The 12,974-nt window shown below is 53.2% G+C and carries 9 protein-coding genes; all 9 read left to right on the top strand.

Annotated elements, in window-relative coordinates; all coding sequences use genetic code 11:
• Positions 1-267 precede the first annotated feature (267 nt).
• Positions 268-1,188, top strand: coding sequence for a mechanosensitive ion channel family protein (locus Q0X57_RS04575; RefSeq protein ID WP_297728307.1), 921 nt, complete (start codon positions 268-270; stop codon positions 1,186-1,188).
• A 62-nt stretch (positions 1,189-1,250) separates the two neighbouring features.
• Positions 1,251-3,740 carry a phenylalanine--tRNA ligase subunit beta gene (gene pheT / locus Q0X57_RS04580; protein ID WP_297728310.1) on the top strand — a complete coding sequence of 830 codons (2,490 nt, stop codon included), beginning with the start codon at positions 1,251-1,253 and terminating at the stop codon, positions 3,738-3,740.
• A 77-nt stretch (positions 3,741-3,817) separates the two neighbouring features.
• Entirely contained in the window at positions 3,818-4,543 is a 726-nt protein-coding gene (locus tag Q0X57_RS04585; protein WP_297728313.1) for a YebC/PmpR family DNA-binding transcriptional regulator, read from the top strand.
• Between the two features lie 100 nt (positions 4,544-4,643).
• On the top strand, positions 4,644-6,431 hold the full coding sequence (lepA, locus tag Q0X57_RS04590; protein WP_007365168.1) for a translation elongation factor 4: 1,788 nt from the start codon (positions 4,644-4,646) through the stop codon (positions 6,429-6,431).
• A gap of 103 nt (positions 6,432-6,534) precedes the next feature.
• Positions 6,535-8,127 carry a replicative DNA helicase gene (dnaB, locus tag Q0X57_RS04595; RefSeq protein ID WP_297728318.1) on the top strand — a complete coding sequence of 531 codons (1,593 nt, stop codon included), beginning with the start codon at positions 6,535-6,537 and terminating at the stop codon, positions 8,125-8,127.
• A 545-nt stretch (positions 8,128-8,672) separates the two neighbouring features.
• A complete protein-coding gene (gene murG / locus Q0X57_RS04600; RefSeq protein WP_297728321.1) occupies positions 8,673-9,785 on the top strand; it encodes an undecaprenyldiphospho-muramoylpentapeptide beta-N-acetylglucosaminyltransferase in 1,113 nt (370 codons plus the stop codon).
• A 35-nt stretch (positions 9,786-9,820) separates the two neighbouring features.
• Positions 9,821-11,194, top strand: a complete 1,374-nt coding sequence (gene murC, locus Q0X57_RS04605) for a UDP-N-acetylmuramate--L-alanine ligase (RefSeq protein ID WP_297728324.1) — start codon at positions 9,821-9,823, stop codon at positions 11,192-11,194.
• Between the two features lie 3 nt (positions 11,195-11,197).
• Complete coding sequence (locus tag Q0X57_RS04610; protein WP_297728327.1) at positions 11,198-11,977, top strand: cell division protein FtsQ; 780 nt, start codon at positions 11,198-11,200, stop codon at positions 11,975-11,977.
• A gap of 33 nt (positions 11,978-12,010) precedes the next feature.
• The coding region (locus tag Q0X57_RS04615) for a cell division FtsA domain-containing protein (protein WP_297728330.1) at positions 12,011-12,974 on the top strand (964 nt) is incomplete at its 3' end.

Below are 12,974 nucleotides of genomic sequence, written 5' to 3' on the forward strand. Positions count from 1 at the left end.
ATAAAAGTTCGGAAGAATGAAATGAAACTTCGGAAGAAAGATTTCAAAGTTCCGATGAATTTTTCATTTTCTCGCTGGATAATCCAAAAGCTCCACCGAGGAATTGTCCGATTTCCTTGATAGTGTCGGATTTGCAGTCATTCAGTTTCGCCCGTCAGCCCCAGTTGTAATTAACCGTTGTGAGGTTAGGTTGTCGCTTTTTTGTACCTTTGGCACTGCTAACTGAATGCTGTCGCACGAGCGATAGTCCGAACGAAACAGAAACGTATGCCTGAGATAAATCCAGAAAACATTATCCTCCCCGACTCGGCTCTTACGAAGGAGGAAATTGTCGATAGCATCGTCAACTTCAACCTAGCTGACACCCTCGGCTCTTGGATTGATGCAGCGCTTGATATAGGTATCCGCGTACTGCTAGCACTTGTCATATTCTATATAGGTCGCTGGCTGATACGCATCGTCATGAAGGGCGTGACTAAGATTCTCGACAGACGTATTGAGCCGCTGGGACTACGGCACTTCATACGCTCTATAGCTCGTGCGGGGCTTTGGATCGTATTGGTCATCATGGTGATCAATATCCTTGGCTTTGCAGCTGTATCCTTCGCTGCCTTGCTCGCCTCTCTCGGTGTGGCTATCGGTATGGCACTCTCTGGTCAGTTGCAAAACTTTGCGGGTGGAGCTATCATCTTGATTACACACCCTTTCCGCATTGGCGACTACATTGTTTACCAAGATGTCGAGGGTACGGTACAGGATATTGGTATCTTCCACACCTCTATCACCACTACGGACAATACAAAGATCTACCTGCCTAATGGTAATCTGAGCACCAATATCATCAAGAACACCTCCGAGATGCCTAATAGACGGTGTCAGTGGAAGTTTCTTGTGGACTACGACGTACCTTTTGAGCGTGCCAAGGGGATTCTCCTCACGGAGCTTCTCAAGGATCCGCGCGTGCTACAGGATCAAGGGGTGCTAGCCGTCATCTCTGATATGACGGAGAGCAACTATACGATTATGATCCGTGTGTGGTGTACCAATGACAATATGTGGGATCTCTTCTGGGACTTCAACGGTAGAGCTACCGAACTCTTTGCAGGCGAAGGCTTTCCACGTCCATACTCCAAGGTTGAGCTACGTAATAGCACGCCATATAATAAGGAGACCAAGTCTGACGACTAGTCTCTTGTGTCTCGCTTTTTAACTCTATTCATCGGCTCCTAGAGAGCCCTTGTCTGATTCGTATGAATATATCTTTCAACTGGTTACAGCAATATCTACCTCGTCTAGAGGGTTATAATCCAAATGAAGTAGCAGAGACGCTCACGGCCATCGGTCTTGAGGTGGCTGGCGTCGAGCAGACTGAGTCTGTACGAGGCGGTCTGCGTGGTGTCGTCATAGGACGCACGCTCACTTGCATCCCCCACCCTAACTCTGACCACCTGCATGTCTGCACGGTCGATCTCGGCGAGGAGGAGCCTGTGCAGATCGTCTGTGGAGCGCTCAATGTAGCTGCTGGTCAGACGGTCGTTGTCGCTACTGTTGGCACCACCCTATACGGACCCGATGGCGAGCCTTTTAAGATCAAAAAGTCCAAGCTACGTGGCGAACCTAGCATGGGTATGATTTGCTCGCAAGTGGAGATAGGTATGGGGGCTGACAGCTCTGGCATCTGGGTGCTAGAGGATGAGATGGTACGCCCTGGGACACCTGCGGCTGACTACTTTGACCTGGCCAGTGACACCGTCATAGAGATAGACATAACGCCTAACCGTGTCGACGCGACCTCGCACTATGGCGTGGCACGCGACTTAGCGGCTTACTACTCCTATCGTGAGGGTCATGTAATCCGTGCGGAGCGTCCGACCCTGACGAAGCTTCAGTCGGTCGATGCGAAGGCTTCTGCCATACAGGTTGAGATGGAGGTCTCCGCTGAGGATTGCCCTCGCTACCAGGGGGTGACGATACGTGGTCTGAAGTGTGTCGAGAGCCCAGACTGGCTCAAGGAGCGACTACAAAGCATCGGCCAGCGTCCTATCAATGCGGTGGTTGATGTGACCAACTTCGTCTTACACGAGATCGGGCAACCGCTACACGCTTTTGACGCTCAGAAGATTGCTGGCGGGAAGCTGCGCATAGCTCATCTACCTGCTGGCACGCCTTTTACCACCTTGGATGGCGTAGAGCATAAGCTCACAGGCATGGAGAATATGATCTGCGACAGCCAGCTCACACCGCTTTGCATCGGAGGCGTGATGGGCGGACTGGACTCGGGCGTGACGATGGAGACGACAGACATATTTATAGAGGCGGCCAACTTCAATCCGACGATCACACGTCGCGCTGCTAGAAGTCACGGGCTGAGCACCGACTCCTCTTTCCGCTTCGAACGTGGACTAGATCCCGAGGCGACTGACTGGGCGCTCCAGCGTGCTGTATCGCTCATTCTGGAGATTTGCGGAGGCACCATAGCGGGTGAGACGGTGGATCACTATCGTATGCACCTGGATCCAGTAGAGTTGACAATCTCTACGGACTATGTCTCTCGGACCATCGGTCGTGACCTGACGGCAGAGCAGCTACAGCTCATCTTAGACGCTCTGGAGATGTCGCCTAAGGCTGTGGAGGGCGAAGCTTTTGCCATCTCTGTGCCTCGCTATCGCTACGATGTGACACGTCCAGTGGATGTCGTCGAGGAGGTACTGCGCATCTACGGTTACAATGCCGTCCCGCTCTCAGGTTATGTGCATGCGAGTCTCTCTAAGCAGAGCGACCAAGACCATATCTACCATGCTCAGCTCAAGCTTTCGGAGCTACTCACAGGCTTTGGCTATCGAGAGATATTGAATAATTCGCTCACCTCTCGGCAATACTTTGAGGGGCAAAAGGCTTTTGACCTTAATCAGCTCGTACCGATAGAGAACCCGCTGAGTCAAGAGCTCAACGTGCTACGCCCCACCCTCCTCGTGGGTGGTCTAGAAACGATCTCTGACAATGTGCACCGCAAGCAACCTTACTGTGCTCTCTATGAGTGGGGCAACGTCTACCGCTACAAGCAGAACGACCAGGCGACTACGCCCCTAGATCAGTACACCCAAGCGCACAGACTAGGCCTGTGGCTCTCGGGCACGCTCATGCCAAACAGCTGGACGACCGCTGGCGAAGCAACTTCTCCCTATATGCTGCGAGGAGTTGTTGAGAAGCTCTTAGCACACATGGGCTTTACGACAGAAGACTACTCGGTGACTACACCTGCCGAGTGCCACGACCTGTGGAGCGAGGTGGTCTGCTACACCGATCGAGAGGGCAAGAGCCTCGCCTACGTAGGAGTCATCAGTAACTACTGGCTTACGAAGTGCGATATCAAGCAGCCTGTCTACTACGCCGAGCTATACAGCGACACCTTGATGGCGCATCTGCTACAGCACAAGGTAGTCAGCACGGAGCTCAGCAAGTACCCAACGGTGAAGCGTGACTTAGCGCTACTCATTGACAACAACATTACCTACGAAGCATTGGCTAGCACCGCTCGCAAGGCTGAGCGTAAGCTACTTCAGCGGGTTGAGCTCTTTGATGTCTACACGGGCAAGGAGCTACCTTCGGGTAAGAAGAGCTACGCCTTGAGCTTCTACCTACGTGACGACAAGGGCACCCTACGAGATGCCCAGATCGATGCCGCCATGAAGCGTATCTGGCAAGCCATCGAGCAGGAGTACCACGCCACGCTTCGCTAAGCTAAGCTAGGCTAGACTAGCTTATCCAATCATCTGACATATCAATCAACTAACATAGTTAAGTATCCAATCCAATCATGGGAAGAGCATTTGAATATCGTAAAGCACGCAAACTAAAGCGTTGGGGCAATATGGCTCGTGTCTTCACGAAGCTAGGTAAGGAGATCACCATTGCCGTTAAGGCTGGCGGACCTGATCCTGACACCAACCCACGACTACGTGTCCTCGTCCAGACGGCAAAGAAGGAGAACATGCCTAAGGAGAACGTGGAGCGTGCTATCAAAAAGGCTACCGACAAGGACAGCAACACCGATTATAAGGAGATGAACTATGAGGGCTACGGTCCGCATGGCATCGCTATCTTTGTAGAGACGGCAACAGACAATACGACTCGCACGGTCGCCAACGTACGTAGCTACTTCAATAAGTTTGGCGGTAGTCTCGGGACGACGGGTAGCTTGGAGTTTCTCTTTGACCATCGTTGCGTCTTCCACGTTCAGCCTAAAGCAGAGATAGACCAGGAGGAGCTGATCCTAGACTTGATCGACTATGGCGTGGAGGATATAGAGCAAGACGAGGAGGAGTGGGTCATCGAGGGCGACTTCTCTCAGAACGGGGCTCTCCAAGCCAAGCTCGAGGAACTGGGATTTGAGATTAGCTCGGTCGAGTTCATCCGCGTCCCCAAGGACACCCGCTCGGTAAGCGCTGAGGAGCGCGAAGAGCTCAACAAGCTCATTGAGCGACTCGAAGAGGATGAAGATGTGCAGAACGTCTTCACCAATATGGAGGACGAAGAGGAGTAATCTTCGCCTCCCCTCTCGGCTCCGTCCTTTATTTCCTTTCTTACAGCAGATAAGCTGTAGCACAGTTGCCCTTTGTTTAGCGCACGAATCCCTTTAGCACATGCAGCACATACGTAACTTTTGTATCATAGCTCACATTGATCATGGCAAGAGTACCCTCGCCGATCGTCTTTTGGAGTATACCAATACAGTCCAAAAGAAAGATCTGCAGGATCAAGTCTTGGACAATATGGATCTAGAGCGTGAGCGTGGCATCACCATCAAGAGCCACGCCATACAGATGTCCTATACTAAGGATGATGTGGAGTACACGCTCAATCTGATTGACACGCCAGGACACGTGGACTTCAGCTACGAGGTGTCTCGCTCCATAGCTGCATGTGAGGGTGCGCTACTCATCGTAGACGCTTCGCAGGGAATACAGGCGCAGACCATCAGCAACCTCTACATGGCGATTGATCATGACCTGACCATCATCCCAGTGGTCAACAAGATCGACCTGCCAGGCGCTTCGCCCGAAGAGGTGCAGGACCAGATCGTTAGTCTGCTGGGAGTAGATCCAGACGAAGTACTCTTTGCCAGTGGTAAGACGGGACAGGGTGTCAACGAAATCCTTGATGCCATCATAGAGCGTGTGCCAGCGCCCGTAGGAGATCCCGAAGCTCCCTTGCAGGCGCTTATCTTCGACTCCGTCTTCAATCCCTTCCGTGGCATCATCGCCTACTATAAGATTGTCAACGGCTCTATTGCCAAGGGCGACAAAGTCAAGTTCATCAACACAGGTATGGAGTACGACGCCGATGAGGTAGGCGTGCTTAAGCTTGACATGATGCCGAGAGATCGGGTCAACACAGGCGACGTGGGCTACATCATCTCTGGCATCAAGACCAGCAAAGAGGTCAAGGTGGGCGATACGATCACGCACATTCAGCGCCCCGCCTCAGAGGCTATTGCAGGCTTTGAGGAGGTCAAGCCGATGGTCTTCGCTGGTGTCTACCCCATTGACACGGAAGACTTTGAGGACTTGCGCGCTTCGCTCGAGAAGCTACAGCTCAACGATGCTTCGCTCACCTTTACACCCGAGAGCTCCGCAGCACTAGGCTTCGGCTTCCGCTGCGGGTTCCTTGGCTTGCTCCATATGGAGATCATTCAGGAGCGTCTCGACCGTGAGTTCAATATGAACGTCATCACGACCGTCCCCAACGTCTCCTACCTCGTTTATGACAAGAAGGGCGGCGTGACCGAGGTGCACAACCCATCTGGCCTGCCCGATCCGATGCAGATTGATCACATCGATGAGCCGTACATACGAGCCACGATCATCACAGACACCGCCTACATCGGTCCTATCATGACGCTCTGCCTTGACAAGCGTGGCATCCTCATCAAGCAGGAGTACATCAGTGGCAATCGTGTTGAGATCTACTTTGATCTGCCTCTTGGGGAGATCGTCATCGACTTCTATGACAAGCTCAAGAGCATCTCACGAGGCTACGCTTCCTTTGACTATCATCTGAGCGACTTCCGTCCCTCCAAGTTGGTCAAGCTAGACATCCTCCTCAATGGCGAGCCCGTCGATGCGCTCTCGACGCTGACGCACTTTGACAACAGCGTCCCCTTCGGTCGCCGTATGTGCGAGAAGCTCAAGGAGCTCATCCCACGCCAGCAGTTTGACATAGCCATCCAAGCCGCCATCGGCGCTAAGATCATCGCCCGTGAGACCGTCAAGGCAGTGCGCAAAGATGTGACAGCCAAGTGCTACGGTGGTGATATCAGCCGTAAGCGTAAGCTACTAGAGAAGCAGAAAGAGGGTAAGAAGCGTATGAAGCAGATCGGCAACGTGGAGATACCGCAGAAAGCCTTCCTCGCTGTCCTCAAGCTCGACTAAAGCCCCTCCACAGCTCATCTTATCGCCACAGCCTAGGCTCCAACGTCTAGGCTACCGACTTGTCCCCCGCACGCAACACTCACCTAGCCAAACCATCTAGACCATGCCACCCCTAAAGCCTACACAGCAGAAGCAGCTCCGCAAGCCGCAAGCCTCTCTCGACCGCACGACCGAGGGGCGCGTACCACCTCAAGCCACAGATATTGAGGAGGCTGTGCTGGGCGCCATACTACTGGAGAAGGAGGCCTTCTCCGAGATCAGCACCATCCTAGAGCCCGAGAGCTTCTATATCAATGCGCACCAGATCATCTTCGAGGTCATGCGCGACCTCAGTCTGGAGGAGCAGCCGATAGATCTGCATACCGTCAGCCAGAGACTACAGCGTGATGGCAAGCTGGACCAGGTCGGGGGGATGCCCTTCCTCGTCGAGCTCTCCAACCGTGTCATCAGTGCGGGCAACCTCGAGTACCACGCCATGATTGTGGCGCAAAAAGCCCTCAGTCGCAACCTGATCAAGTTCTCTACCGAGGTACTCACTGCAGCTTACGAAGATACCATCGACATCGAGGATCAGATGGAGACCGCCGAGGGAACACTCTTCGCCCTCTCGCAGAAGCATCTACGCAAAGATGTCCAGCCCATCAATACGGTCCTCAAAGTTGCCATCGATGATATCAAGGCTGCCGCCAATAGTGCCGAGGGTATCAGCGGTATCTCCTCTGGCTTTGACGGCATCGATGCGATGACAGCTGGGTGGCAGAAGTCAGACCTCATCATCATCGCTGCGCGCCCCGCTATCGGTAAGACAGCTTTCGTCCTCTCCATGGCCAAGTACATTGCTGTGGACAACAAGATACCCGTTGCCCTCTTCAACCTAGAGATGAGCAGCGTGCAGCTAGTCAAGCGTCTGATCAGTAACGTCTGCGAGCTCCCTGGCGAAAAGCTCAAGAGCGGTCAGCTTGAGCAGTTTGAGTGGACCCAACTTGATGAGCGTATCAGCGTCTTGGAGAATACGCCCCTCTACATTGACGACACGCCTAGCCTCTCCGTCTTCGAGCTACGTACCAAGGTGCGCCGTCTCGTACGAGAGCACGACATCAAGATCATCATCATCGACTACCTCCAGCTGATGAATGCCAGCGGGATGAACTTTGGCAACCGTGAGCAAGAGGTCAGTACCATCTCCCGCTCGCTCAAGATGCTAGCCAAGGAGCTAGACATACCCATCATCGCCCTCTCACAGCTCAACCGTGCTGTCGAGCTGCGCAAGAACGATAGCGGGACCAATAGCAAGGTGCCTCAGCTCTCCGACCTGCGTGAGTCAGGCGCTATCGAGCAGGATGCCGATATGGTTTGCTTCCTGCACAGACCCGAGGTGTATGGCATCATGCAGGATGACAACGGAGACACCAAGGGCATCGGCTACTTCATCATTGCCAAGCACCGTAACGGTCCTATCGGCGATGTGCGTATCGGCTTCCGAGGCGAGTTTGCCAAGTTCTACCCACTCGAAGAGGCAAACATGCACTACACCTCCCAGATCAATGGCGTCAAAGCAAGACAGACATCATCTGCTACTCCAGGAGTCACGCCAGGCGCAGAGGCTGGTAATCCCTTCGGGCAAACCTTTAACGTCGGCGCCTCAGACTTCAACCCGATGGCCACCGACGACGAGGAGAGCGACTTCCCCTACTAGCACAGAGCTAGCCTACCACACCAGACGCTGTCGCTCCTTCTGACAGTGCCCAAAGACTATACAGATAAGGCTCAATCGCTGAACAAAAAGCGGTTGAGTCTTTTTCTTTTTGCGCCTACCACAGTTCAATTCTTCGGAAGGAATACTCAAATAGCTCGGAGGAAAGCCAAAATCCCCACGGAGGGGCGAAATAAAAGTTCGGAAGAATGAAATGAAACTTCGGAAGAAAGATTTCGAAGTTCGGAAGAATTTCTGATTTCCTCCATGGAGATTTCCGAATACCTCAGGAGGAAACATGATTCGTCAAGAAGTTGCCGAGCCTGTCCAAGCAGATTCGCAACCCTTAACCGCACTTTTGCTTGTTTCCTCCTTATGAAAACAGATTTTCCTCCGTATGAAAATAAAGTTTCGTCCGTATGAAACGGAGGAGAGGCAGGCGGTTGGGTGCTTTTTCGTACATTTGTAAGCGATAGCAGTCGGGCTTGCTAGCACTGACTGCGACAGACCTTTTTTATCTCAGTAGACTTTATCGATCTCATCGTGCTATGCAAGAGCCAAACAAACCTAGAGTGATCATCAGCGGAGGCGGTACCGGTGGACATATCAACCCCGCCCTAGCTATTGCCGACGAGGTACGTCGACGCTATCCCGAGAGTCAGATACTTTTCGTTGGAGCCTTGGGACGTATGGAGATGGAGCGTGTCCCCGCTGCAGGCTATGAGATCGTTGGTCTGCCTGTCATGGGGATGGATCGCAAGCGTCTCTGGCGCAACTTTAAGGTGCTGCGCTCTCTGATCAAGAGCCGCCTGATGGTTCGCAAGACTTTGGCAGACTTTCATCCCGATCTAGCCGTCGGTGTGGGTGGCTATGCGAGCGCCCCTACGCTCAAGGAGGCTCAGCGTAGCGGTATCCCGACGCTCCTACAGGAGCAAAACAGCTATGCCGGCGTGACCAATAAGTTCCTGGCTCGTGAGGCGAAGTGTATCTGCGTCGCTTACCCAGGTATGGAGCGCTTCTTCCCGAGTGATCGGATCATCCTAACGGGCAATCCCGTACGCCACGCTATCGAGTACAACCATACGACCCGTGAGGAGGCGTGCGCTTACTTTACGCTCCCCTCTTCACTGTCACGTACTATCTTGGTCATGGGCGGCAGTCTAGGGGCTAGGACGATCAATGAATCGGTCGTGGCTGCGCTACCTGAGTGGAGCAAGCTAGGCTATCAATTGATCTGGCAGACGGGACGCAGCTACGAGCATGAAGCACAGGAGCTCATCAAGGAATATGATATTAGCAAGCGTGCTTACGTATCAGCTTACGTAGAGCGCATGGATCTAGCTTACAGTCTGGCCGATGTGGCAGTGTCTCGTGCGGGTGCCCTGAGCGTCTCGGAGCTTTGTCTCTCGGAGCTACCAGCCATCCTAATTCCTTCGCCCAATGTGGCTGAGGATCATCAGACGAAAAATGCGCGTGCACTCTCTACTCGTGGCGCTGCAATCCTCCTTCCAGATAGCGAAGCGGTAGGCCAGATGGGGCTCACCATCACTGAGCTACTCAAAGATGAGACGCGGAGAGAGGAGATGAAGGCGGCGCTCCGTGACCTCGCTACACCGCAAGCTGTGGAGCGCATCGTGGATCAGATGGAGCTACTGTGGTAGTCTCTTTTTACTTTGCAAAGACCATTCGCTAACGCATGAGTTACGTTTATTTTATCGGTATCGGAGGTGCTGGCATGAGTGCTCTAGCACGTTACTATCACCTCAAGGGATGCAATGTGTCGGGCTACGACCGCTCACACAACATGTACACCGACGAGCTAGAGCAACTAGGCATCGCTATACACTACGACAGCGATGCCTCGTGGCTGGAGAGCGCTCCGATGACTCCTGACAATACGCTAGTCATCTACACGCCTGCTATACCGCACGACCACCCTGAGCTATGCTATCTGCGTAGTCATCACTTCCGTGTACTAAAGCGCGCTGAGGCGCTTGGCGTCATAGCCGAGAGCTATCGCACTTTGGCTGTTGCTGGTTCGCATGGCAAGACCACGACGACCAACATGCTAGCGCATATCCTAGATGGTGCCAAGGAGGTGGGCTGTACCGCCTTCATCGGTGGACTGGCTGTGGATACGGGATCTAACTTTATCTACTCCGACCACTCCGATCTGCTGGTGGTAGAGGCGGACGAGTATGACCGCTCGTTCCTACACCTCAACCCTTATATGGCTGTAGTGACCTCGACCGATGCGGATCACCTAGACATCTACGGAGACTATGCGGGGTACCTAGCAGGCTTCGAAGAGTTTTGTAGCCAAATACAGCCTGGTGGCACGCTACTGATGAAGGAAGGGCTACCGATCAAGCCACACCTAGCAGAAGGCGTACGCACATTGACCTATGGCAGTGCCTCTACGGCGGACGTTTACTACGACCATGTGACCGTCGGAGATGGGACAATCCGCTTCGACTGGCACTACCCAGAGGCGGGGATTCATCTAGAGCAGGTCGCTCTCGGGGTGCCTGTACGTACTAACCTGGAGAATGCTACGGCAGCTATGACCATCGCTTATCTCAACGGGGTCGCTCCTGCGAACATCGTACGAGGCGTGGAGAGCTTCCGAGGTACCAAGCGACGCTTCGAGCTGGTACTGCAGACAGATCGTCACCTACTCATTGACGACTATGCGCATCACCCAGTGGAGCTAGACAGTTCCATTCGCTCGATCAAGGAGATCTACGGTTCGGAGGATGTGCTGGCTATCTTCCAGCCACATCTCTACTCGCGCACGGCAGACTTTTATCAGGACTTTGCCAAGAGCCTCTCACATGTAGATCAGGTGATCGTGCTAGACATTTACCCAGCCCGTGAGGAGCCTATGCCTGGCGTCACATCGGAGCTTATATACAAGGAGCTGACAGCGCCACACCGCTGGCTATGTACCAAGGAGGAGCTACTGCCTCTGCTTCGACAGATAGAACTGCCACGCGTGGTGGTCACGGTCGGTGCAGGAGACATTGACAAGCTGGTCCTCCCGATCAGAGATTATCTAGCTACACTATAAGGGATGCGCTACCTATACCTTTCTCTCGCTCTGCTCCTCGTAGGACTGCTCTGCTACATGGCACTCGTGCCTCCTCAGATAGCGCCAGCACGTATCGTCGACGTGAAGGCGGATATTAGGTATGAGGGTGAGCACCCATTGATGCCGGAGCGAGACCTCGTGAGCGAACTGAAGGCGCTAGGCTTTCGCCCCATAGGTCAGTCGGTAGACTCACTCTCCACAATGGCTATCGAGTCACAGTTGATACGCAACGGACTCTTTAGCCACATAGACCTCTACACTACTCCAGGGGGTGTGCTGCACGTATCCATGCTACAGCGCGAACCTCTCTTTACGCTCCTCACACCACAGGGTAACTACTTCGTCTGCAAGGATCAGACGGTGGTGCCGATAGAGCGTAGCGAGGACTACTATACGACCTTCCTGCCAGTCAGCGGGAGCATATCTGTAGAGCAAGCCTCTCATCAGCTTTACCCATTGATGCAACTAATCCTTTCTGACCCTCTCTGGCGAGATCTATTCATACACATCTATGTAGATCCATACCGAGGGGTCATCGCCACGCCACGAGCTAGCAACACGGAGATTATCCTTGGCACTAGCTCTAACTGGGAGGAGAAGCTGGACAAGCTCAAGCTCTTCGTAGAGCAAGTGATACCCATATTTGGCTGGAATAGCTTTATTTCAGTAAATTTGGAGTACAAAGACCAGATAGTAACTGTCCCATCGGAGGAGGGAGCACTACAACACTCCCGACCAAGCCTCCCGGCACAGACTTTATAATACCACTCTCACGACTTAATCTCAAGCACTCGAATGTCATACAACGAAGATCTCTACACCGCCATAGACTTAGGTAGCGCTACCATACGGGGTATGGTAGGTACTAAGAAGGATGGCAAAGTCCTCCCTATCGCAATAGCCGAGGTGCCCACAAGCAACGCAATCCGCAAGGGGGTCGTCAACAATATGGAGGAGCTACACAACAAGCTCAAGGTACTTATAGATCGGCTCAACGAGCAGCTCCCCGACAAGCACACAGAGATCAAAAAGGTCTACGTAGGCTTCGGTGGCAAGTCCCTTATGTCTCGCTCCTACAAGATCAATCATAAGATGGACAATCCTGACGGGGAGGAGATCAGCGACTACCATATCAACCTAATCAATGAGCGTGTCAAGAACTACCGACTCAACGCTCACGAGGTGCTAGACGTCTCTGACCCTTATTGTCTCGTAGACGGACGCGTGGAGCGGAATATCAAGGGTCTGCTCTGCACGGAGTTTTCGATCCACTTCAACCTCATCACGACCCGCTCTAGCAATGTCAACTTCATCCGTATGGCTATCGAGGACCGTCTAGGACTTGAGCTAGAGGCTATCCTTCCCTCACCATGCTGCGAGGCGGACGTACTCCTCTACCCCGATGCTAAGACGCTCGGCGTGGCGCTAGTCAACATTGGGGCGGGTACTTCCTCTGTCGCTATCTACAAAAACGACACGCTGAAGTGCCTACGGGTCATCCCCTTTGGTTCGAAAAACATTACCAACGACCTGATGTCCCTCCACATCACCTATCCCGAGGCAGAGAAGATCAAGCTGGAGAGTGCAACCCCTTTTACCGATGCCTACGATGACGAGACGCTCACGCTCAGCTCTCCCGATGGAACCCGTGACCGTGAGCTTAAGATGCGTGATGTCAACAGCCTCGTGACTGCTCGCATGAAGGAGATCACAGCAAACGTACTCCGTGTCATCCACGACTTCGAGGCTGGTGCTCGGC

The sequence above is a fragment of the uncultured Porphyromonas sp. genome (assembly GCF_947254915.1).
Classification (GTDB): domain Bacteria; phylum Bacteroidota; class Bacteroidia; order Bacteroidales; family Porphyromonadaceae; genus Porphyromonas.

Coding starts and splice junctions, on each gene's coding strand:
- Q0X57_RS04575 (WP_297728307.1), top strand. CDS start 268: ATGCCTGAGATAAATCCAGAAAACATTATCCTCCCCGACTCGGCTCTT.
- pheT (WP_297728310.1), top strand. CDS start 1,251: ATGAATATATCTTTCAACTGGTTACAGCAATATCTACCTCGTCTAGAG.
- Q0X57_RS04585 (WP_297728313.1), top strand. CDS start 3,818: ATGGGAAGAGCATTTGAATATCGTAAAGCACGCAAACTAAAGCGTTGG.
- lepA (WP_007365168.1), top strand. CDS start 4,644: ATGCAGCACATACGTAACTTTTGTATCATAGCTCACATTGATCATGGC.
- dnaB (WP_297728318.1), top strand. CDS start 6,535: ATGCCACCCCTAAAGCCTACACAGCAGAAGCAGCTCCGCAAGCCGCAA.
- murG (WP_297728321.1), top strand. CDS start 8,673: ATGCAAGAGCCAAACAAACCTAGAGTGATCATCAGCGGAGGCGGTACC.
- murC (WP_297728324.1), top strand. CDS start 9,821: ATGAGTTACGTTTATTTTATCGGTATCGGAGGTGCTGGCATGAGTGCT.
- Q0X57_RS04610 (WP_297728327.1), top strand. CDS start 11,198: ATGCGCTACCTATACCTTTCTCTCGCTCTGCTCCTCGTAGGACTGCTC.